This window comes from Corynebacterium aurimucosum ATCC 700975 (assembly GCF_000022905.1).
Classification (GTDB): domain Bacteria; phylum Actinomycetota; class Actinomycetes; order Mycobacteriales; family Mycobacteriaceae; genus Corynebacterium; species Corynebacterium aurimucosum_F.
Genome location: NC_012590.1, coordinates 2,072,252 through 2,093,009 on the forward strand (window position 1 = coordinate 2,072,252; position 20,758 = coordinate 2,093,009).

The 20,758-nt window shown below is 60.4% G+C and carries 20 protein-coding genes; 7 read left to right on the forward strand and 13 right to left on the reverse strand.

All coding sequences use genetic code 11. The features are described from left to right. Positions 1 to 19 precede the first annotated feature (19 nt). The gene (locus CAURI_RS09745; RefSeq protein WP_012715209.1) at positions 20 to 823 is read left to right on the forward strand and encodes a hypothetical protein; all 804 of its coding nucleotides are present in this window, start codon (positions 20 to 22) and stop codon (positions 821 to 823) included. Here the strand turns inward: CAURI_RS09745 and arsB are convergent. Further along, complete coding sequence (gene arsB, locus CAURI_RS09750) at positions 820 to 1,884, reverse strand: ACR3 family arsenite efflux transporter (protein ID WP_010190890.1); 1,065 nt, start codon at positions 1,882 to 1,884, stop codon at positions 820 to 822. The genes CAURI_RS09745 and arsB overlap by 4 nt on opposite strands. 113 nt (positions 1,885 to 1,997) lie before the next feature. Between arsB and CAURI_RS09755 the strand changes: the two genes are divergently transcribed. Beyond that, positions 1,998 to 2,348: an ArsR/SmtB family transcription factor gene (locus CAURI_RS09755; protein WP_010190891.1), complete on the forward strand. Its 351-nt coding sequence runs from the start codon at positions 1,998 to 2,000 to the stop codon at positions 2,346 to 2,348. A 119-nt stretch (positions 2,349 to 2,467) separates the two neighbouring features. On the opposite strand, the gene ndk is transcribed toward CAURI_RS09755, so the two are convergent. The 6 genes from ndk to CAURI_RS09785 are packed head-to-tail and all read right to left on the reverse strand — an operon-like array spanning position 2,468 to position 8,859. Then, complete coding sequence (ndk, locus tag CAURI_RS09760; RefSeq protein ID WP_010190892.1) at positions 2,468 to 2,878, reverse strand: nucleoside-diphosphate kinase; 411 nt, start codon at positions 2,876 to 2,878, stop codon at positions 2,468 to 2,470. A 59-nt stretch (positions 2,879 to 2,937) separates the two neighbouring features. Then, entirely contained in the window at positions 2,938 to 3,249 is a 312-nt protein-coding gene (locus tag CAURI_RS09765) for a hypothetical protein (protein ID WP_010190893.1), read from the reverse strand. 5 nt (positions 3,250 to 3,254) lie between these two features. Then, a complete protein-coding gene (locus tag CAURI_RS09770) occupies positions 3,255 to 4,100 on the reverse strand; it encodes an alpha/beta hydrolase (protein WP_012715211.1) in 846 nt (281 codons plus the stop codon). A 48-nt stretch (positions 4,101 to 4,148) separates the two neighbouring features. Further along, positions 4,149 to 4,595 (reverse strand): DUF4233 domain-containing protein, encoded by a 447-nt coding sequence (locus CAURI_RS09775; RefSeq protein WP_010190895.1) that lies wholly within the window; start codon positions 4,593 to 4,595, stop codon positions 4,149 to 4,151. Then, positions 4,592 to 6,121: a bifunctional tetrahydrofolate synthase/dihydrofolate synthase gene (gene folC / locus CAURI_RS09780; protein ID WP_010190896.1), complete on the reverse strand. Its 1,530-nt coding sequence runs from the start codon at positions 6,119 to 6,121 to the stop codon at positions 4,592 to 4,594. Before folC ends, CAURI_RS09775 begins: the two co-directional genes overlap by 4 nt. Then, positions 6,121 to 8,859 carry a valine--tRNA ligase gene (locus CAURI_RS09785; RefSeq protein WP_010190898.1) on the reverse strand — a complete coding sequence of 913 codons (2,739 nt, stop codon included), beginning with the start codon at positions 8,857 to 8,859 and terminating at the stop codon, positions 6,121 to 6,123. Before CAURI_RS09785 ends, folC begins: the two co-directional genes overlap by 1 nt. A 57-nt stretch (positions 8,860 to 8,916) precedes the next feature. Between CAURI_RS09785 and panB the strand changes: the two genes are divergently transcribed. Next, positions 8,917 to 9,738, forward strand: a complete 822-nt coding sequence (gene panB / locus CAURI_RS09790) for a 3-methyl-2-oxobutanoate hydroxymethyltransferase (protein WP_010190900.1) — start codon at positions 8,917 to 8,919, stop codon at positions 9,736 to 9,738. Between the two features lie 10 nt (positions 9,739 to 9,748). Continuing rightward, complete coding sequence (gene panC / locus CAURI_RS09795; protein WP_010190901.1) at positions 9,749 to 10,570, forward strand: pantoate--beta-alanine ligase; 822 nt, start codon at positions 9,749 to 9,751, stop codon at positions 10,568 to 10,570. Here panC and CAURI_RS09800 read toward each other — a convergent pair. Continuing rightward, positions 10,567 to 11,529, reverse strand: coding sequence for a malate dehydrogenase (locus CAURI_RS09800; RefSeq protein ID WP_010190902.1), 963 nt, complete (start codon positions 11,527 to 11,529; stop codon positions 10,567 to 10,569). The genes panC and CAURI_RS09800 overlap by 4 nt on opposite strands. A gap of 175 nt (positions 11,530 to 11,704) precedes the next feature. Between CAURI_RS09800 and CAURI_RS09805 the strand changes: the two genes are divergently transcribed. Next, positions 11,705 to 12,448, forward strand: a complete 744-nt coding sequence (locus CAURI_RS09805; RefSeq protein ID WP_010190903.1) for a TetR/AcrR family transcriptional regulator — start codon at positions 11,705 to 11,707, stop codon at positions 12,446 to 12,448. Between the two features lie 335 nt (positions 12,449 to 12,783). On the opposite strand, the gene CAURI_RS09810 is transcribed toward CAURI_RS09805, so the two are convergent. Genes CAURI_RS09810 through CAURI_RS09820 form a run of 3 tightly spaced genes read right to left on the reverse strand, consistent with a single transcriptional unit; the run spans position 12,784 to position 16,387 of the window. Next, entirely contained in the window at positions 12,784 to 14,415 is a 1,632-nt protein-coding gene (locus CAURI_RS09810) for a phospho-sugar mutase (RefSeq protein ID WP_010190904.1), read from the reverse strand. Between the two features lies 1 nt (position 14,416). Then, on the reverse strand, positions 14,417 to 15,073 hold the full coding sequence (gene deoC / locus CAURI_RS09815; RefSeq protein WP_010190906.1) for a deoxyribose-phosphate aldolase: 657 nt from the start codon (positions 15,071 to 15,073) through the stop codon (positions 14,417 to 14,419). A gap of 27 nt (positions 15,074 to 15,100) precedes the next feature. Further along, positions 15,101 to 16,387: a thymidine phosphorylase gene (locus CAURI_RS09820; protein WP_010190907.1), complete on the reverse strand. Its 1,287-nt coding sequence runs from the start codon at positions 16,385 to 16,387 to the stop codon at positions 15,101 to 15,103. A 205-nt stretch (positions 16,388 to 16,592) separates the two neighbouring features. Between CAURI_RS09820 and CAURI_RS09825 the strand changes: the two genes are divergently transcribed. Together CAURI_RS09825 and CAURI_RS09830 are read left to right on the forward strand one after the other, a co-directional pair. Beyond that, a complete protein-coding gene (locus CAURI_RS09825; RefSeq protein WP_010190908.1) occupies positions 16,593 to 17,027 on the forward strand; it encodes a cytidine deaminase in 435 nt (144 codons plus the stop codon). Between the two features lie 18 nt (positions 17,028 to 17,045). Further along, positions 17,046 to 18,266, forward strand: coding sequence for a NupC/NupG family nucleoside CNT transporter (locus tag CAURI_RS09830; RefSeq protein ID WP_010190909.1), 1,221 nt, complete (start codon positions 17,046 to 17,048; stop codon positions 18,264 to 18,266). A gap of 51 nt (positions 18,267 to 18,317) precedes the next feature. Here the strand turns inward: CAURI_RS09830 and CAURI_RS09835 are convergent, their stop codons facing one another. Beyond that, positions 18,318 to 19,253, reverse strand: coding sequence for a sugar-binding transcriptional regulator (locus tag CAURI_RS09835; protein WP_010190910.1), 936 nt, complete (start codon positions 19,251 to 19,253; stop codon positions 18,318 to 18,320). Positions 19,254 to 19,343: 90 nt separating this feature from the next. Further along, positions 19,344 to 20,639 carry an ATP-dependent Clp protease ATP-binding subunit ClpX gene (gene clpX, locus CAURI_RS09840; RefSeq protein WP_010190911.1) on the reverse strand — a complete coding sequence of 432 codons (1,296 nt, stop codon included), beginning with the start codon at positions 20,637 to 20,639 and terminating at the stop codon, positions 19,344 to 19,346. Positions 20,640 to 20,758 lie beyond the last annotated feature (119 nt).

Consider the following 20,758-nt stretch of genomic DNA (forward strand, 5'->3'; position numbering starts at 1 on the left):
ACATGTTAGTATCGCCGCTATGTCCGACAGCGCGCCCACGAACACACCGGCAGAACGGAAATTACCTAAACAGGCGCCACGTACCGTGGCCCAAGCGCGCGCCCGCAACGAGATTGCGCTGCGGGATATCATCACAGTTGCTGTACCGGCGGGCATCGCCTCCGGCCTTCGCGCAGTTGACCTTCCCGACCCCTACGCGGTCCCGGTCTATGCGGTGCTTTGGATCGCCATGGCCTACGGCGCCATCCGCATCATTCGCAGCAAGCCAAAGTTCGTCCAAGCTGCTCAAGAAGAGTACCGGGCGGGCGATTACCCTCTTCTCGCCTACTTTCTACCGGTGCTTGCTATCTTCTCCCCTCTCATCACTGAGGGAATTAAGTCCACCGGGATTCTCGGCGATATCTCACCCAACCCCATCCTTATCGCCGCTGGACTTACTGCCTTCTCCATCCCCGCGTTCATCTTCGGCGGCCGCGCTTTCGGTACCACCTCCTACCGAGTGGGCAAGCGACGCATCAAGGCCATCACCGAACAAGGAAGCCTCGAAGGCGTCACTCAAGAGAGCATCACCGCGGTAGAAGCTCACCCGGAAGTCCTCAGCGGGCTGGTCGCCGCCGGTGCAGTCACTGGCAATACCACCACCATCCCTGCACTGGGGCAGCTGCTCGGCTACGAGGAGGGGCTCGAAGAAGAACTCCGTGAACTCGAAGCGGCCGGCGTGGTGAAGCTGCCTGGTTTCATCAAGTGGAGTGGTGAGCGGACCTTTAACATCACTCTGACCGAATCCGGCGTGCGCAGCATGGACGCTGCACGCACGCGCTAGTGCGGAAGAATGTCATCTCCTGGGAAGAGTTTCGGGCCAATCCACAGCATGAAATAGACCAGACCAACGAGGACTGGAATCTCAACAAGGGGACCAATCGTTCCGGCAAGGGCTTGAGCAGACATCGCTCCGAAGGTGCCGATAGATACTGCAATAGCAAGCTCAAAGTTATTTCCTGCTGCAGTAAACGCCACACTGGCAGACTGCGCGTAATTCATGCCAACGGCCTTTGCCACCCCCAGCGACAGCACAAACATGGCCACGAAGTAGATAACCAACGGCACGGCCACGCGCACTACCGTTGCGGGCTGCTCCACAATGTGCTCGCCCTGCAGGGAAAAGAGCAACACAATTGTGTACAGCAGACCAATCATGGCCAGGGGCGATACGGCTGGGAGGAAGCGGTTCTCAAACCATTCCCGTCCTTTTGCCTTTTCGCCCCACACGCGAGACAGCGCACCCAACAGGAACGGTATGCCCAAGAAGACAAGTACGGACTTAACAATGGCCCAGAAGGAAAAGTCAGCGCTCGTCGTGTCCAGGCCCAGCCATCCGGGGAGGACGCGAAGGTAGAACCAGCCCAGAACACCAAACATAGCGACCTGGAAGATGGAGTTCAGGGCGACAAGCACAGCCGTTGCCTCGCGGTCAGCGCACGAGAGGTCCGACCACTCAAGCACCATGGCAATACAGCGCGCGAGTCCCACAATGATGAGGCCGGTGCGCAGCTCCGGCTGGTCCGCCAAGAACAGCCACGCCAGGGTAAACATAAACGCCGGCCCCACCAGCCAGTTGAGGACGAGCGATACCGCCATGAGGCGGCCATCCGTGGCAATTTCCTTGGTCTTCTCGTAGCGAACCTTGGCCAAGGGTGGGTACATCATGACGAGGAGACCAATGGCGATCGGGATGGAAATCCCGCCCACTTCAACGGTGCCCAAGGCTTGGCCAATCCCGGGAATGAAGTGGCCAATGAGCAGTCCGGCAGCCATCGCCAGAATGATCCACACGGGTAAAAATCGGTCAAGAAAAGACAACGTCGGGCGCTGCGGCACGGCCATGTCTCTCCCTCCTTTAACGTTGAATAGAGCACGATACGAACATGCAATGTACAGCACGTATTGATGCGCGTCAATATAAAGTAAGACGCAAGGATAACCCCTATACTGATCGCATGGCTTCCTCTTCCACGCCCGAGACCAGCGCGCCCGGCACTGAGTGTTGCTCCTTAAGCACGGGGCCGCTCAGCGACGCCGAGGCGACGCATTTTTCGCAGCAATTCAAAGTGCTGGCAGACCCAGCCCGCCTGCGTCTTTTGTCCATCCTGTGCGATGAAGGCTGTGGGCCCATGAGCGTCACGGAACTCACCGAGCTCACTGCGCTGAGTCAGCCCACGGTCTCCCACCACCTAGCGCGCCTGCGGGAGGCCGGCTTGCTATCCAGACAGCAACGCGGCCGAACCGTCACCCATCAGGTGCACAAAGACGCCTTTATGGCATTGCGCACATTGCTCTCGTTCGACTAAGCCGCGCCCGGGCTACCTGCGCTCGAGCACACAGGACGGGTTCGGGTTAAGGGTCAGAAACGACAAAAGCCCGAGCGCTATGCTCGGGCCTTATTGCGCGCTAGGCGCGGTGAACTTCTTTAAAGGTTCGGGAACCAGATGGAGATCTCGCGCTCTGCGGACTCCGGGGAGTCGGAACCATGAACAACGTTCTCGCCAACGGTCAGGGCGAAGTCACCGCGGATGGTGCCCGGGGTGGCCTTCTCTACTGGGTGGGTGCCACCGGCCAGCTGACGCCATGCGGCAATAGCGGACTCGCCCTCGATGATGCCAGCAACCAGCGGTGCGGAGGTGATGAAGTCAACGAGCTCGCCGAAGAAAGGCTTGTCCTCGTGCTCGGCGTAGTGCTTCTTTGCGGTCTCTTCGTCGGCGACGCGCAGATCCATGGCGACGAGCTTCAGGCCCTTGCGCTCGATGCGGGAGATGATCTCGCCCACGTGGCCGTTCTTCACGCCGTCCGGCTTGATGAGAATGAGTGTACGTTCAGTCATAGGGCACATAGTACAGAACAGGTGCTCCCGCGTCCTGACAGTGGGGCTAATTTTAAGCGCTACGTGAGGTGTTGCACGATTTCTTCCGCGCGCTCATGGCTCGTGCCACGAAACCACATCTGTACTTGGCGCACGGCCGTGCCGTATTGGCCGCTCTCCAGCAGGCTTTTCAGCTCCTCGCGGTGCCATTCTTCCAAATCCGCAAACTCCACCGGGCGCTCGTCGCGCTGCTGCTTGAGCATGCCGACGACGAGGAAGACGAAGGCCGGGATCAGCAATGCGAGAGGAAGCGCGAAGCCACCAAAATACAGTTTGGCCACGAGTGCGGCGATGCACAGCAGTGCGGAAAGACCGTAGAGCAGAAAGAGCATGCCCGTTAGTCTAGCGTGTTGAACGTCGACTGCAGCCAGACGCGCGAGCTCATGAGCAGGCGCTTTGCCGCCGCAGTATGGGGAGCCCACAGCTCGAAGGCATGCACGCCACCGTCGACGACCTCGCACTGTGTAGGAACGCCAGCAGTTCTCAGGCGCTCGGCGTAATCCACAATCTCGCCGTAGAAAAGCTCGCTGCTGCCCGCATATAGCCACGCCGGTGGTAGGCCAGACAAATCCGCGCGGCGACCGGGAACGGCATAGGGTGCATCGGGGTTGCCATTGACGTAGAAGCGCCAAGCCTGCGCGTTGGAATCCGCGTCCCAGATGGGGTTGCGGTCGGTGGAGGCTGCGCGGTCATCGAGCATCGGGCAGAACAACCACTGCCCGGCTGGTTGAAGCCCGCCTTCATCGTGGAGGCGCTGGCACAGTGCCGCGGCGAGCCCTCCCCCGGCGCTCTGCCCGCCGATAACAATCCGATCCGGTCTGATTCCCAGCTCTTCCGCATGCGTGAGGAGCCAGTGGTAGGCCGAGTGGACGTCGTCAAGCGCGGCCGGATAAGGGTTCTCCGGGGCGAAGCGGTAGCGCGGCGCGATGATGCTAACGCCTACTTCCGCAGCGGTCTCCTTGAGGTGCTTGACGTCTTGGCGCGGATGCCCCATGAGCAGACCACCACCGTGGATCCACAGCACAGCACCGCGCGGGTTCTCCGGGCTATAGATGGTGGCGTGGATTTCGGTGTTCTCCACCTGCTGCGTGCGCACGCCCTGGATTAAGGGCGCGGGCCAGAGCGCTGGCATGATGCGCCCGGCGCGGCGGATGAGCGGATTAGTCGGATCGAATAGCGACATGAACGCCGCTCCCGCGCGCAGCTCCGGCCGGATATACACCGCGGCGGCCTACTTCTCAGTCAGGTGCTGCGTGGTGAGGTAGCCGCGCTCCATGCGGGCGACAATCACCGAACGCATATAGGCCGCGAGCGCCCAGAGCAGGGCGAAGATGATGAAGATAGTCGCCACGGACCAGTGGACCATAAAGCCGAGCACGATACCGATGACGTGGAGGACTATCTGCACCCCGACGATCCACGGCTTATTCATGAAGGGGAAAGACGCCAGGAGCAGCACCATAAAACCGATCACCACGCCATAGTTGAACGGGGTCCACAGGGTGCCGTCATAAAGCTTGTACAGCATAGGCAGCGCTAGGACAAAGGTAATGAGTTCCAGCGTGAGGGAGCTGGCCACCACCATGCCGCCGAATTGCTTAAGGGGATCCTTGGCCGGTGCCTCACCCAAGCCAAGCGGGCCGATCTCTTCCTCAGGGACAGGTTTGCGGGGGCTCATGCGGGTTCCTTTCCAAAGAGTGCGCGGGCGTCACCGGCGGTGACTACCGAGCCAGTAATCACGATGCCGGAACCGGACTGCACGTCGGCATCCTCCGCCAATTCAACGGCCTGAGTATAGGCACTGGGGAGGTCGGGCTCGACGTACACGCGCTCTTCGCCGAAGATATCGCGGGCCAGCTCCGCCAGCTCATAGGCATCGCGGGCGCGCGGGGAGGTGTTCTGCGTGATCACGACTTCCGTGAGGACCGACTCGAGGGCAGTGAGGATGCCGGCGGCATCCTTGTCCGTGAAGATGGAGACCACGCCGATGAGTCGCGCGAAATCGAAATCACGGTCGAGGGCTGCGGCCAAGGCCTTGGCGCCGTGCGGATTGTGGCAAGCGTCAAGGAAAGTCGTGGGACTAGTGCGCACGCGCTCCAAACGGCCGGGCGAAATGGCCTTGGCAAAGCCGGTTCGCACCGAGGCAATGTCGAGTGGGTGGCCTGCCGACGCCCCGAAGAAGGCCTCTACCGCAGCCAAAGCCACGGCCGCGTTCTTGGCTTGGTGCTCGCCGTGCAGTGGCAGGAAGATGTCTTCGTACATCCCGCCCAGGCCCTGGATGCTCAGCTGCTGGCCGCCCACTGCGATGCGGGATTCGAGCGCGGCGAACTCGGAGCCCGCGCGGGCCACGCCGGCACCGACGTCGACGGTGCGCTGCAGCAGCACGCGCATGGCTTCCGGGTCTTGCTCCGCCAAGATGGCGATGTTCTCCCCCGGCGTGAGCACGTCCTCGGAATCGTGCTCACGGGCCTTGATGATGCCGGCCTTTTCACCGGCAATCTCCGTGATGGTGTCACCGAGGTAATCCGTGTGGTCGAGGCCCACCGGCATGACCACGGCTACCTCTGCGTTGACCACATTCGTGGCATCCCACGTACCGCCGAGACCGACCTCGACCACGGCGACGTCGATGGGCGCATCGGCGAAGGCCGCATAAGAAATACCAACGAGCACCTCGAAGGTGGACATGGGAATGTCGGAGCGGGAATCCACCATCTCCACATAAGGCTTGATTTCGCGCCAGATGCGCACGAAGTCGCGCGGGTGGATGGGGTGGCCGTCGATGCCGATGCGCTCGGTCACCAGCTGTAGGTGGGGGCTGGTGACTAGGCCTACGCGGCGGTGGAAGGAACGCAGCAGCGAATCGATCATGCGAGCGGTCGAGGACTTGCCGTTAGTGCCCGCGACCTGGATGACGTGGAAGGAACGCTCCGGGTTGCCCAAGAGATCCATGAGCATCTCGATGCGCTCGAGGCTGGGCTCAATGATGGTCTCCGGGGCGCGGGCGTTGAGTTCAGCGGTAACTTGAGCCAGCTCCGCGAGCTCCTCTGGTGTGGCCTGCTCGGGCGCTGCCTCCTCGTAGTCTTCCTCGCCGCCGAGGTTGAGGGTCAGGCCGGAGTCGGTGATTTCGACCGGCCCGCCATCGGTGCCCTCCGCGAGGGCATCGACGACCTCAAACTCCTCGCGGCCTTTCTCCTCCGCCACTACTTGAGCCCCTCCAGACGTGCGGTGATGCGCTCGGCTTCTTCCTGAGCCACCTGCTGGCGAACGCGGATCTTCTCCACGACGGCCTCCGGCGCCTTGGACAGGAACGCCTCGTTGCCCAGCTTCTTGCCGGTCTGGTCCAGCTCCTTCTGGGCCTTGGCCAGATCCTTCTCCAGGCGCTTGCGCTCGGCTTCGACGTCGACGGCGCCGGAGGTATCCAGGGTGACCTCGACGGTGGCCTGGGACAGGCGTACCTCGATGGAGGCAGACGCGGTGAAGTCCTCACCCGGCTCGGTGGTGTTGGCCAGGTTGCGGATGAGCCCCTCCTGCTCCTGCAGGTCGGCCGCGGCGAAGTCGAGGCGGCCCGGGACCTTCTGGGAAGGCTTGACACCCTGGTCGGAGCGGAAGCGGCGCAGCTCGGTGATGAGCTTGTCGGCGTCCTGAATGCGGCGGGCGGCCACCTCGTCCTTCTCGGCGCCACCGTTGGTATCGTCCTGCGTCGGCCACGGGGCGGTGACAATGGTCTCCCCGCCGGTCAGGGCCTTCCACAGGACCTCGGTGACAAACGGCATGGTCGGGTGCAGCAGGCGCAGAACCAGGTCAAGAACCCGGCCCAGAACGATCTGGGTCGTGCGTCCGGTGGCCTGCTCCTCGGCGCTCGCCCCATCGAAGTCACGCGGGATCTGGGTCTTGGCAATCTCCAGGTACCAGTCACACAGCTCATCCCATACGAAGTGGTAGAGCAGCTCATTGGCCTTAGCAAACTGGTAGTCATCCAGGTAGACATCCACCTTGGCGCGGACCTCTTCGGAGCGGTCGAGGATCCAGCGGTCGGCGTCGGTCAGCGCGTCGCGTGCCGGCAGCTTAGCCACACCCGCGCCGTTCATGAGCGCGAACTTGGTGGCGTTGAAGAGCTTGGTGGCAAAGTTGCGGCCGGCAGCAGCGGCGTCGACAGCCAGCGGCAGGTCCACGCCCGGGTTCGCACCGCGAGCCAGGGTGAAGCGCAGCGCATCCGCGCCATAGTCGCGGACCCAATCCATCGGGTCAATGCCGTTGCCCAGGGACTTCGACATCTTGCGGCCCTGCTCATCGCGCACCAGGCCGTGGAGGTAGATATCCGTGAACGGAACCTGCGGGCGGCCGTTCTTGCCCTCACCGAGCAGCTCCGGGGTGTGGGCGCCGGCGAAGGTTCCGAACATCATCATGCGGGCGACCCAGAAGAAGAGGATGTCATAGGCGGTGACCAGCACGTTCGTGGGGAAGAACTTCTCCAGATCGGCGGTCTTTTCCGGCCAGCCCATCGTGGAGAAAGGCCACAGCGCGGAGGAGAACCAGGTGTCCAGAACGTCCGGGTCCTGGACGTAGCCTTCCGGTGCTTCCTCGTCGGGGCCGAGGCAGACAATATCTCGCTGGCCGTCCTCGCCCTCCGGGCCGTACCAGATTGGAATGCGGTGGCCCCACCACAGCTGGCGGGAGATGCACCAATCGTGCATGTCATCAACCCACTCGAAGTAGCGCGGCTCCAGGGACTTCGGGTGGATGGTGGTATCGCCCTCGCGGACGGCGTCGCCAGACATCTTCGCCATCTTCTCCACGGCCACGAACCACTGCAGGCTCAGGCGCGGCTCGATGGGCTCGCCGGAGCGCTCCGAGTGGCCCACGGAGTGGACGTAGGGGCGGATCTCCTTGACGATGCGGCCCTGCTCGCGCAGCGCCTCACGGATTTCCACGCGGGCTTCCTCGCGGGTCAGGCCGTCGAACTTCGTGCCGGTGTTCGCGATGTGTCCGGTGGTGTCCATGATGGTGGGCATGTCCAGGTCGTGGCGCAGGCCCATGGCGTAGTCATTCGGATCATGCGCCGGGGTGATCTTCACTGCACCGGTGCCGAATTCCATGTCCACGTAATCGTCGGCGATGATCTTCAGGCTCAAATCATCGCGGAAGGGGTGCGGTAGCTCCTGGCCCACCAGGTGGGCGTAGCGCTCGTCGTCGGGGTGGACGGCAATGGCGACGTCGCCCAGCATCGTCTCCACACGGGTGGTGGCCACGATGAGGTGCGGTTCATCGTCGTTCAGCGAGCCATAGCGGATGGACACGAGCTCGCCCTCGACGTCCTTGTAGACGACCTCGATGTCGGAAACGGCGGTCTCCAGCACCGGGGACCAGTTGACCAGTCGATTGGCCTGGTAGATCATGCCCTCGTCGTAGAGGGTCTTGAAGATAGTCTGCACGGCGCGAGAGAGGCCATCATCCAGGGTGAAGCGCTCGCGGGACCAATCCACCGAGTCACCGATGGCGCGCATCTGGTTCTGGATGGTGCCGCCGAACTCTTCCTTCCACTCCCAGACCTTGTTGATGAATTCCTCGCGCTCATAGTCCCAGCGCTTCTTACCTTCTTGCTCGCGCAGGCGGGCCTCCACCTTGGTCTGGGTAGCGATACCGGCGTGGTCAGCGCCCGGCAGCCACAGGGTGGCATAACCCTGCATGCGCTTGCGGCGAATGATGGAGTCGATCAGAGTGTGGTCCAGGGCGTGGCCCATGTGCAGCTGGCCGGTGACGTTCGGCGGCGGCAGCACGATGGAGTAGGGCTCCGCCTCCGAGGAAGCATCCGGGGTGAAGTAACCGGCGTTCACCCAGCCTTCGTAGAGGTCTTTCTCTACTGCCTGCGGCTCCCAGGACTTGGGAAGCTGGTCCGCGCGGTTGGTGCCAACGAGTTGCTCTTTATTCTGATCAGTCACCTGGCCAACTCTACCCTGTGCGTCAACTGGCACCTGACCCCTGGCTAGAGTAAGGGCATGTCTCACAACCCTGGCCACCGCGCCCGTCTCCGCACCCGCCATTTCGCCCGCGCCAAAGAAAACTCTCAGGCCTTCGCGTGCCTGACGAGCTATGACTGCATGACCGCCGGAATCTTCGATGAAGCCGGGGTCGATCTCCTGCTCGTCGGCGATTCCCTGGCCAATGTGGTCCTGGGCCGGGAAACCACACTCTCCCTCACCCTCGATGAGATGATCCCCCTTGCCCGCGCGGTGGTCTCATCCACCTCCCGTGCCTTCGTGGTGGTGGACTTACCATTTGGCTCCTATGAGGACGGCCCCTCCCAGGCGCTCGAAACCGCGGTGCGCGTCATGAAGGAAACCGGTGCGCAGGCCGTGAAGCTGGAGGGCGGTGCGGAGCGCGCACCGATTGTTGCCGCGCTTGTCGCCGCCGGCATCCCTGTCTGCGCCCACATCGGCTTCACGCCCCAGCAGGTCCACGCCTTGGGCGGCTTCGTGGTCCAGGGCCGCGGTGCCGGCGCGGAGAAGCTTCACGACGACGCCCGCGCCCTCGCCGCGGCCGGCGCCTTCGCCGTGGTGCTGGAGATGGTCCCCGCGGCCCTTGCTGAACAGGTGACCAAGGAGCTGCCCATCCCCACCATTGGTATTGGCGCGGGTGCGCAGACCGATGGGCAGATTCTGGTGTGGACCGATGCCTTCGGCCTAGGCGGGCCCAAGGCGCCGCGCTTCGTGCGCCGCTACGCAGATCTACGCGGCGCGCTGCTGGAGGGCGCGAAGGAGTACGTGTCCGATGTGAACGAACGCGCCTTCCCCAACGCCGAGGAGTCCTTCGAGGACTAAGGTTTTGGCCATGCAGATCCTCACAACTAAATCTGAACTCCGTGCCTTCCACGCAGCGGCATCCGGATCCGTGGGATTGGTTCCCACGATGGGCGCGCTTCACGACGGCCACGCTTCCCTCGTTCGCCGCGCCCGCGAAGAGAACGACACCGTGGTGTGCTCGGTCTTTGTCAACCCCCTGCAGTTCACCGACCTCGGCGATTGCGAGGACTACCGCGCCTACCCGCGCGATCTGGATGCAGATGCCGCACTCTTAGAATCACTAGGCGTCGATGCGGTCTTCGCCCCCAGCGTGGAGGAGATGTACCCGGGTGGCACCCCGCGGGTGTGGGTGCGCACGGGTGAGATGGGCTCGGTCTTGGAAGGCGCTTCGCGCCCCGGCCACTTCGACGGCGTGGCCACTGTGGTGAGCAAGCTATTCACTCTCGTGCGCCCCGACCGCGCCTACTTCGGGCAGAAGGATGCCCAGCAGGTGGCCATTATTCGGCGCTTAGTGGCGGACCTCGACCTGCCACTCGACATCATCAGCGCGCCCATCGTCCGCGCGGCGGACGGCGTGGCCGAGTCCAGCCGCAACTCTCGCCTGAGCCCTGTCGAGCGAGAGCAAGCCGTGGCGCTGTCCCAGGCGCTCTTTGCGCTGCGGGACGGTGCATCCCTCGACGAGGCGAGCGCGCAGCTCGCCTCCTCCCCCGGCGTGACGGTGGACTACCTCACCGTGGTGGATCCAGCCACGCTCGAGCCCGTTGATGCACAACACCGGCCCGCCCTGGCGCTGGTTGCGGCGCAGGTGGGGCCGGTGCGGCTCATCGATAACTTAGTGCTTGAGTCTTAGTCCTTGAGCAGGTGGGCTACGGCCTCGCGCTCCTCACGCAGCTCTTGAACCGAGGCCTCGATGCGCTCCTTCTGGAAATCGTTGAGCTCGAGGCCTTGCACGATTTCCCACTTGCCGTCGCGGGCGACGGTGGGGAAACCTGCGACGAGGCCCTCGTCCACGCCATAGGAGCCATCGGAGACGACGGCTGCGGTACGCCAGTCCTCGGTGCCATGGATCCAATCGTGCATGTGATCCACCGCGGCAGAGGCTGCGGAGGCAGCTGAAGACTTACCGCGCACGGCGATAATCTCGGCACCGCGCTTGGCCACCTTCGGGATCATCTCCTCCTTGTACCAGTCCTCATCTACCTCAGCGTTGGAGAAAGTCAGGTCCGGGAACTGGGAGGCGGAGTGGTTGCCCCATACGGCGACCTTGTTCAGCTCAGCGGTAGGCACGCCCGTCTTGAGGGAAACTTGGCTCAAGGTGCGGTTATGGTCCAGGCGCATGAGGGCGGTGAACTGGCTGGGGTCCAGGTCCGGTGCGCTGTTCGCCGCAATATAAGCATTGGTGTTGGCCGGGTTGCCCACGACCAGGACGCGGACATCGCGCGCAGCGACGTCGTTCAGTGCCTTGCCCTGGACCGTGAAAATGGCGCCGTTGGCCTCCAGCAGGTCTGCGCGCTCCATGCCTTTGCTGCGCGGTCGCGAGCCGACGAGGAAAGCAGCCTTGGTGTCCTTGAAGGCCACCTGCGGATCATCGGTAACGGTAATGCCACGTAGGAGGGGGAACGCGGAGTCATTAAGCTCCATGGCCACGCCTTCAGCGGCTCCCACGGCGTCTGGGATTTCCAGCAATGCGAGTTCCACCGGAGTGTCTTTGCCATAGACATCGCCCGCAGCGATGCGCCACAGCAGGGAGTAGGCGATGTTGCCGGCGGCGCCGGTCACGGTGATCTTGACGGGTTTCGATGCAGTCATGTGCGAGTCCTTTCGGCTGGGTATTCACCTTCCCACCCTAGTCCCGTTTTCCGCCCCCATGGGGTGTGATTTTACCCCCGAAAGATGCGAGTTCTTTGTACTTGAGCTCCATGGCCGTCTTTTTTCGGCATAGTGGACAACTGTACGCATTTCCATCGACTAGACGGGACTTTCCATGAGCGCTGAGACTTCATCGGTCGACTCCGGCTCTGTTGAGCACGTGATCGATGTTGCGATATCGGAGTTTTCTGAGCATGGTTATGCCGAAACCAAGCTCGAGAACGTATCGAAGCTGTCTGGGATGTCCAAACGCATGATCCACTACTACTTCGGGGATAAAAAGGGGCTCTACCAGCAAGCGTTAGCAGCGGCGGCGCGGCGCCTCAACCCGCCGGAGGGCAGCCTCAAGATCAATTCTGCTGTCCCGGTAGAGGGCGTGCGCACCATGGTGGATTGGCTGTTCCGCCAGCATGTGAACAACCCCGAAGCCATCCGGATGCTGACGATGGAATCCTCCCACAGTGTGCTCGAGACCTCGCAGGCGCTTGTCGACGTTTCCGAGATCTCCCTCCACCTAGACCGGCTACTCATGCTGGGCCAGGATTCCGGCGCGTTCCGCCCGGGAATTTCCGCCAACGATATTTTCACGCTGATTTCTGCGCTCACGATGTACCGGGTGACGAACCACGCGATGATGAGCAACCTGCTCGACATCAACATGTACACCCACAACAACACTGAGGGGTTGCACCGCATGGCGGTCGATGCTGTGCTGGCTTTCCTTACAGCGAACATCCCGGACATCGGCTTCGAGTCCTACCTCACCCAGAACGAAACCGAGCTCGATGCTGAGTCCGCGCCCTTGGATGTCTACTCCACCGAGGACGAGGGCGACGCGTCAGCGAGCCTCTACCAGTAGCTTCTCCCTCATATGGCGCCAGCAGCCACTAGTTCCTCGTCCTACCCACTCAGCATTCACGCAAAGCCCATTCCTCAACGGCGCGCGAGCAAAGGAACCAAAGTAAAGAAACCATCTGCGCGCCGGCCTGAGCACAAGCCCAGGTCACAATCTCACTCCACAGCTAAATGGTCCCATTCATCTGGTTCCTTTGCCCCAACGAGCAGATGGCATCTGACAGAAGGCGTTTTTAAACCTGAAAACGCCATGTAGACAGCACAAAAGGCATCTTCAGGAAGAAGATGCCTTGTGAAAGATGCCACATTTTTAGCAGGACGTGCGGGCCAGAGAGCTAGTTACAAGTTTAACTCCTGTTTAAGTTCCGCAGCGATGCGGTCCAATCGCTCTTCAGCGCCTACCCAATCGACATCGCCTTCCCGCACCACTTCGAGGTAGCACTTGAGCTTCGGCTCCGTACCCGAGGGGCGGATAATGACGCGGTCGTTGGCCTCGGTTTCCAGGACCAATCCGGGGGTCGGGTCCAAGCCTTGGTAGCCCTTCGACATATCGCTCGCGCGCAGGACGGGCGAACCGGCCAGCGATTCCGGCGGGGATTGCAAGATCTGCTCCAGGGTGGGAGCAATCTGCGTGATGTCGTCGAAGCGGAAGGTCAATGGCTTCGTCTTGTACGTGCCTAATTCAGCGGCGAGCTCGTCGAGTCTATCTTGCAGGTTCTTGCCTGCAGACTTCAATTCGGCTGCCAAGCACGCGACGGTCACTGCTGCCGAAATACCGTCCTTGTCCGCCACGGTTTCGGGGTCGCAGCAGTACCCGATTGCTTCCTCGTAGCCAAAGGTCAGGTTAGGTGTGCGCGCAATCCATTTAAACCCAGTGAGCGTCGTGCGCCACTGGGCGCCGCGTGCCTGTGCAATGCGCCCGAGGAAGCGACTCGACACCACTGAGTTGGCCAACACACCGCCGTCGCGAGCCAAGTAATTACCCAACAGAGCACCGGTTTCATCACCGGTGAGCTGACGCCACCCGTTGTCGGTAGGAATGGCAACGGCACAACGATCTGCATCAGGATCCAACGCCACAATAATGTCGCTTCGTGTTTCCTGAGCGGCTGCAAAGGCACAGTCGAGCGCACCCGGCTCCTCGGGGTTAGGAAAGGTAACGGTGGGGAAATCTGGATCTGGCTGGGCTTGCTCTGCCACCAGTTCAACTTCAGTGAACCCCACTGCTTCCAGGGCCTTGAGCGCTAATTCACCTCCCACACCGTGCATCGGTGTGAGAGCGATGCGAAGATCTCGCGGTCCCTCCCCCGCACGTTCTTTAATGCGCGTTAGGTAGCTTTCGCGGGTATCAACCTCTTCTACCTTTCCAGGGCCGTTGGCCGCATCACGGGCCACCTGATCAGCAGGAGGAGCGGCAGCAATCGCAGCAGCAATCGCAGAATCAAACGGCGGCACGATCTGCACACCTTGGCCATCACCTTCGACTACGCGGCCACCCAAGTACACCTTGTAACCATTATCTTGGGGCGGATTGTGCGAAGCCGTAACCATAACTCCTGCATCAGCACCTAGTTGCCGAACCGTAAACGCGGTAAGCGGAGTGGGATTCTGTGGCGGGAGAACTAATGCATGTCCACCCGCGGCGGCCACCACATCAGCAACATCGCGATGAAAAGCTGCGGAACCATGACGAGCGTCGCATCCGACGACAACTTTCGGCACGTCCACGTGCTTCTTCAGCACGTCCATCAACCCCGCTGTCGTTCGGATAACGACAGCGCGGTTCATCTGCGACTCACCCGGACCGATCGTGCCGCGCAGGCCAGCAGTCCCAAAAGACAGCGGGCCTGCAAACAACGGGCGTAGCGTTTGCTCATCGCGCGCATCGATGAGGGACTGTATCTCTGCCCGCGTTGCCGGATCTGGGTCGTGCTCAGCCCACCACCGGGCGGTCTCCAGCAAAGATGTCATTTTAAGCCTCGAACCCTTCGAGCACGGCCGCAGAGGATGACAGACCCAAGCGCGTTGCGCCAGCATCAATCATCGCCTGCGCGGCTTCAGCATCGCGAATTCCCCCTGAGGCTTTTACCCCAAGGCGGCCTTCGACAGTTTCTGCCATGAGTTTCACGGCATGGACCGAAGCGCCACCGGCGGGGTGGAACCCAGTCGAGGTCTTAACAAAATCGGCACCTGCACGCTCGGCGGCTTGGCATGTGGCGACGATTTCTTCATCATCAAGCGCAGCAGATTCAATGATGACTTTCACGATGACGGGAGCCGGTGCCGCATCGCGCACGGCTTTAATGTCAGCCTCCACCGCAGCGTAGTCATGGGATTTGACCTGGGAAAGATTTACCACCATGTCAATCTCCTCGGCCCCGTCCTTCACAGCCCGCCCAGTCTCAGCTGCTTTGACCTCGGTTTTCACAGCTCCGGAAGGAAAACCCACAACGGTAGCAACGTGCACACCGGAGGGGACATCGACAGGCAATTGGTTAGGCGATACACAAATGGAATAAGTGCCCAGTTCTCCTGCCTCCTTGGCCAGAGCAGCCACTTGGTCCGGAGTAGCTTCCGGTTTGAGCAGGGTGTGATCAATCATCTGAGCAACGTCAGTACGGGAAGTCATAGTGCCTCCTAAAGAAAAGTAGGTGTGTTAGCTGATTCGGTCGAGAATGATCTTGCGCTCTTCAGATAGCGGCTCATCGGTAATTTGGAAACCGCTGTTGAGAACCTCCAAGGAGCGCTCGAAGCGGTCTGGGGTTTCCGTGTGGAGAGTAAACAGTTTCTGTCCCTTGGTCACTTTCTCGCCCTTCGTGGCATGCAGTTCAATACCAGCGGTGGCCTGTACCGGATCTTCCTTTCGAGCACGACCGGCACCCAAGCGCCACGAGCTCACGCCGACAGCGAGAGCATCAAGTTCGGTCAGGTAGCCATCGGAGTCCGCGATGACATCGTGGGTGTGGCTCGCCACCGGCAGAGCGGCATCTGGGTCGCCGCCCTGCGCCTTAATCATTTGCTTCCACTTGTCCATAGCACGGCCGTCCTTGAGGGCTGCCTCAATGTCGGCGTCGTGAACGCCGGCCGCCTCGAGCATCTCGCGAGCCAGAGCAACAGTGAGTTCGACGACGTCCGCCGGACCGCCACCGGCGAGCACCTCTACAGATTCCTCAACCTCAAGGGCATTGCCTACCTTGCGCCCCAGAGGGGTCGACATATCAGTCAACAAAGCAGTCGTCTTCGTGCCAGCATCCTTGCCCAAATCAACCATGGTTTGCGCCAACTCGCGAGCCTGCTCTTGGTTCTTCATGAATGCACCGGAGCCGACCTTAACGTCGAGAACCAAGGAAGACGTACCTTCCGCGATTTTCTTAGACATGATAGAGGAAGCAATCAGCGGGATGGCCTCCACAGTGGAGGTGATGTCACGCAGCGCGTAAATCTTTTTGTCCGCAGGAGCCAGGCCAGCACCGGCAGCACAAATGATGCAGCCTGGATCCTCCAGGATTTCCATCATGCGTTCATTACTGACATCAGCTTGCCACCCTGGAATAGCTTCGAGCTTATCCAGCGTTCCGCCCGTGTGCCCAAGGCCGCGACCGGACAGCTGCGGTACGGCAACGCCGAAAGCTGCAACAAGCGGCGCGAGCGGCAAGGTGATCTTGTCGCCGACACCACCGGTGGAGTGTTTATCGGCGGTCTTCTTCGACAAGGAATCGAAGCTCATTGTCTCACCGGAGGCAATCATGGCCTGGGTCCAGCGCGAAATCTCCCCACGGTTCATGCCATTGAGGAAAATGGCCATATTAAGTGCGGCCATCTGCTCATCGCCCACCACTCCACGCGTGTAAGCATCGATTACCCAATCAATCTCATCGGGGCTCAGCACCCCCTTGTCACGCTTAGTACGGATAACGTCAACTGCATCAAATTTCTCGGCCATGACAACTCCTTCACTCTTGGCCTGCCTATTACGGGATACGGAATGCAGCCCGCTGTGCTTTACCTCACTTAAAATTCGGGCTTGTGCATCGCAACATAGCCCATTATTATCGCTAGTAGAACAGATGTCAATGAGGAGTTTTCTATTTGTTCCCATAGTGCTGGGACACACCTCCTCCCGCACCGCAAGAAAGGACCCCATCGCTATGAATGCGACAACAATTCCAACGGATGTTGAGCTTTTGGAGAAGGCGAGGGAAGCCGCACATCATGCATGGGCGCCGTACTCCTCGTTCCCGGTCGGTGCCGCCATACTTCTCGACGATGGCCGGGTCATCACCGGCTCCAACGTCGAAAATGCATCCAGTCCCTTGGGCATCTGCGCCGAGCGCAACGCCGCTGCTCACATGATCACGTCGGGTGAGGCCACCGCTGATGACGGCCACTTGCCCAATCTGCCCGTAATTCGCGCTGTTGCCATCGTTGGCCTCAAGGCTGAACCGTGCTATCCGTGTGGCGCCTGCCGCCAGGTACTGCGCGAGTTCAACTGCGAACGAGTCATTGTGTCCGTCGACGGTGCACCCCGCAGCTTCGACTTCAGCGAAATCCTCCCCTATTCCTTTGGCCCCGAGGCCCTTTAGGAGAATGGTCTGATAAACATGGAACGCCTACAAGGTCTTTTAGGAATCCTCGCGATCCTCGCGGTCATTTATGTTCTTTCAAGTTCGCGCAAAAACATTAAGTGGCGCACAATCGGTGTGGGCCTCGCCCTTCAGATTGTCTTCTGCTACCTAGTGCTGGCGTGGGAGCCCGGGTTCAAAGCTCTCGCAGCAGTCTCCCACGGCCTAACCAAGCTCACTGATTTCACGAACGAAGGCACGTCCTTCGTATTCGGTGGCTTACTCGGGGAAAACTTCATTTTCGCCCTCAATGTTCTTCCGGTGGTCATCTTTTTGGGCGCAATTATTGCTGCGCTCTACTATCTTCGAGTCATCCAGTACTTTGTCGAGTACGTCGGTTCGGGCATTAAATGGCTTATGGGCACATCCAAGGTGGAATCTGTATGGGCCACGACAGTTATTTTTCTCGGCCAATCTGAGGCCCCACTCGTCATCAAGCCCTACCTACCCAAGCTCACTCGCTCGGAGCTTTATACCTGCATGGTCGGCGGCTTCGCCTCGGTCGCTGGCTCCACGCTCATTGGGTATTCCCTATTGGGCGCACCGTTGGAGTATCTGCTAGCCGCGTCTTTGATGAACGCCCCAGGTTCGCTTCTGATCGCCAAGGGCCTTATGCCAGAGACCGAGGAATCTAGCTTGGATGCCACAGTCAAGGACGTGCGCGACAATGATTCCAAGAACATCATCGATGCCATCAGTAACGGCGCCATGGCCGGCGGCAAGATCGCTATTTCAGTGGCCTGCCTCCTCATTGCCTTTATCGCTATGATCGCGATGCTCTCCGCCATCCTCGGCGGTGTAGGCTCTATCTTCGGCCAAGACAACTGGTCTCTTGAGGGCCTCTTTGGTCTCCTCTTCGCTCCGGTGGCATGGCTCATCGGTGTTCCGTGGGACGACGTTATGCAGGTTGGCAACTTCATTGGCCAAAAGACAATCCTCAATGAGTTCGTTGGCTACACCGCCTTTGGTGAAAGCATCGACCAGCTCAGCGACAAAGCCATCATGCTCTCTTCCTTTGCTCTGGCCGGCTTTGCCAACATCTCCTCCATCGGTATTCAAATTGGAGCGATCGGCGGCCTCGTACCGGAGCGCCGCGGCGAGATTGCGAAGCTCGGGCCTAAAGCCCTGTTCGGTGGTTTCTTAACCAATATGCTCAACGCCGCCATTGTGGGCGTCATCGTCGCCCCCATGGTTCTTTAACCCGCACCAAGGAGAGCCTCTCAGCACGAGGGGCTCTTTTGTTTGTTTCTCCTAAAGCTGAAGCAATCGGTTCGCTGTTTCTTTGTCGATGACGACATGCGTCGCCAGCTTCATGCGCAGCGCGGTATCGATGGCTGCCATCTTTTGAAGCCCACCGGCCACCATAAAGCGTTGCGGAATCGCCTTTAGTTCTGAGAGTGAAATGCCGATAGTGCGCGCATCTATAGCTGGCGAGGCCACCTCCCCATCGGCCGTGTAAAAACGCGAGCATGCATCACCAACGGCCTGACGTTCAAGCACATGGATCTCCTCTTCACTGAGGTATCCAAGGTTCATCAACAGGCTATCGCGTGAGACAGCTCCCACAGTGAAGACCGCAAGATCAGCGTGGCGCCCTGCATTCAAAATGGAAGAAATGTGTCTATCTTTTTCGACGATTTCTTTTGCTTCCGCAGAGTCGAAAATGACTGGCAGAGGCAGGCTCAGAGTCTCGGCTCCAAACGCCGCACTAATGCGCTTGAGCGTGTCCATGTCATTTGTCACGCGGATAGAGTGCGAATGTCCACCTTTGAGCTGTACAATCTCGACTCCAGCCACGCTTTTAGGCTGCATATGCCGCGCCACTGAGTGCATGGTATTCCCCCAGGAAATCCCCACACTCATACCGTCATGGACAAGTTCATGGAGCATCTTGGCCCCGACGCGCCCCAAGCCCTCTGTAAGTGTGTCTTCATCACCACGTGGGCTAAAGACGAGACGAACATCCTCAAGCCCATAACGCTCCATTAGTCGTTGGCCTAGCTCGTCGCCGTCCTCACGGGGATCATGGATTTCCACCGTGACGTATCCGCGGGTTTTGGCATGTTGCAAGAGCTTGGCAACGGTTGGCCGGGACAGCCCCATCTCAGCAGCCACCTCGCTTTGGCTCAGCCCTCCGCGATAGTAAAGCTTGGCCACCTGCAGTGATTGTTCGTCACGTAGCTCCATGATCGATTCCTCTCATCCACTCTGGTTTGGACCGCAAAAATGGCCGAGCGACGCTTTCCAGCACCACCCGGCCATGAATCTACATCAGGTTTAAGCGGATTCCTTCGCTTCGTCCGAATACACGAATTCCGGCTCGCCGCCGTCGGTCACGCAGTCCTGCGTGATGTGGACGCTGGCAATGTCCTCGCGGTCCGGCAGGTCATACATGATGGGCACGAGCAGCTCCTCCATGATGGCGCGCAGGCCGCGGGCACCGGTCTTGCGCTCGAGCGCGAGCTCAGCGATCGCTTCCAGCGCCTCATCCTCGAAGTGCAGCTCCGCACCATCCATGCTGAACAGGCGCTGGTATTGCTTGACCAGCGAGTTCTTCGGCTCCACGAGCACCTTAACTAGCGATTCGCGGTCCAGGTTATCCACCGTGGCAACCACCGGCAGGCGGCCGATGAACTCGGGGATGAGGCCGAACTTCACCAGGTCCTCCGGACGCACCTGGGAGAAGAAGTCGACTGATTCCTTCTCATCTTTGGTCTCCAGCTTGGCGCCAAAGCCCACGCCCTTCTTGCCCACGCGCTCCGAAATCACCTTGTCCAAGCCCGCAAAAGCACCGGCCACGATGAAAAGGATGTTCGTCGTATCCAGCTGGATGAATTCCTGATTCGGGTGCTTGCGCCCACCCTGCGGCGGGATCGCCGCCACGGTTCCTTCAAGGATCTTCAGCAGCGCCTGCTGGACGCCTTCACCGGACACATCGCGGGTAATCGATGGATTCTCCGACTTGCGGGAGATCTTGTCCACCTCATCGACGTAAATGATGCCGTGCTGCGCGCGCTCCACATCAAAGTCCGCTGCCTGCAGCAGCTTGAGCAGGATGTTCTCGACGTCCTCGCCCACGTAGCCAGCCTCGGTCAGGCTCGTGGCATCCGCGATGGCGAAGGGGACGTCCAACAAACGCGCCAAGGTCTGCGCCAAGTAGGTTTTACCGGATCCCGTCGGGCCCAGCATCAGGATGTTGGACTTAGAAATCTCAACTTCTTCATCCTGCGCCTTCTTCCGGCGGCCCTCCAGGCCCGCGGCCTCCTCAGCCTTGATGCGCTTGTAGTGGTTGTACACAGCCACCGACAACACGCGCTTGGCCTGGTCCTGGCCAATGACGTACTTATCCAGAAAAGCCGAAATCTCCGAAGGACGCGGAAGGCGCATCTCCTTCTCTTCGTCCGCCTCGGCCTGAGCCGCGCCGAGCTCCTCCTCGATGATTTCGTTGCAGAGCTCGATGCACTCGTCACAGATGTAGACGCCGCCGCCGGCGATAAGCTTCTTCACCTGCTTCTGACTCTTTCCACAGAAGGAACACTTGAGCAGGTCAGCGCTTTCTTGCATACGTGCCATGAAGGCCTTTCAACTCTTTTCTCTGGGGTTATGGTGGGGCGATTTTACCGCAGTTTGTTCCACTCTAGTAAACCACTCAGACTCGAGCGCTATTCCTCACTCAGCGGCGCGCCCTTGAA

Excerpts from the sequence above, each read along its gene's own strand:
- CAURI_RS09745 (WP_012715209.1), top strand. The coding sequence starts at position 20 with ATGTCCGACAGCGCGCCCACGAACACACCGGCAGAACGGAAATTACCT.
- arsB (WP_010190890.1), bottom strand. The coding sequence starts at position 1,884 with ATGGCCGTGCCGCAGCGCCCGACGTTGTCTTTTCTTGACCGATTTTTA.
- CAURI_RS09755 (WP_010190891.1), top strand. The coding sequence starts at position 1,998 with ATGGCTTCCTCTTCCACGCCCGAGACCAGCGCGCCCGGCACTGAGTGT.
- ndk (WP_010190892.1), bottom strand. The coding sequence starts at position 2,878 with ATGACTGAACGTACACTCATTCTCATCAAGCCGGACGGCGTGAAGAAC.
- CAURI_RS09765 (WP_010190893.1), bottom strand. The coding sequence starts at position 3,249 with ATGCTCTTTCTGCTCTACGGTCTTTCCGCACTGCTGTGCATCGCCGCA.
- CAURI_RS09770 (WP_012715211.1), bottom strand. The coding sequence starts at position 4,100 with ATGTCGCTATTCGATCCGACTAATCCGCTCATCCGCCGCGCCGGGCGC.
- CAURI_RS09775 (WP_010190895.1), bottom strand. The coding sequence starts at position 4,595 with ATGAGCCCCCGCAAACCTGTCCCTGAGGAAGAGATCGGCCCGCTTGGC.
- panB (WP_010190900.1), top strand. The coding sequence starts at position 8,917 with ATGTCTCACAACCCTGGCCACCGCGCCCGTCTCCGCACCCGCCATTTC.
- panC (WP_010190901.1), top strand. The coding sequence starts at position 9,749 with ATGCAGATCCTCACAACTAAATCTGAACTCCGTGCCTTCCACGCAGCG.
- CAURI_RS09800 (WP_010190902.1), bottom strand. The coding sequence starts at position 11,529 with ATGACTGCATCGAAACCCGTCAAGATCACCGTGACCGGCGCCGCCGGC.
- CAURI_RS09805 (WP_010190903.1), top strand. The coding sequence starts at position 11,705 with ATGAGCGCTGAGACTTCATCGGTCGACTCCGGCTCTGTTGAGCACGTG.
- CAURI_RS09810 (WP_010190904.1), bottom strand. The coding sequence starts at position 14,415 with ATGACATCTTTGCTGGAGACCGCCCGGTGGTGGGCTGAGCACGACCCA.
- deoC (WP_010190906.1), bottom strand. The coding sequence starts at position 15,073 with ATGACTTCCCGTACTGACGTTGCTCAGATGATTGATCACACCCTGCTC.
- CAURI_RS09820 (WP_010190907.1), bottom strand. The coding sequence starts at position 16,387 with ATGGCCGAGAAATTTGATGCAGTTGACGTTATCCGTACTAAGCGTGAC.
- CAURI_RS09825 (WP_010190908.1), top strand. The coding sequence starts at position 16,593 with ATGAATGCGACAACAATTCCAACGGATGTTGAGCTTTTGGAGAAGGCG.
- CAURI_RS09830 (WP_010190909.1), top strand. The coding sequence starts at position 17,046 with ATGGAACGCCTACAAGGTCTTTTAGGAATCCTCGCGATCCTCGCGGTC.
- CAURI_RS09835 (WP_010190910.1), bottom strand. The coding sequence starts at position 19,253 with ATGGAGCTACGTGACGAACAATCACTGCAGGTGGCCAAGCTTTACTAT.
- clpX (WP_010190911.1), bottom strand. The coding sequence starts at position 20,639 with ATGGCACGTATGCAAGAAAGCGCTGACCTGCTCAAGTGTTCCTTCTGT.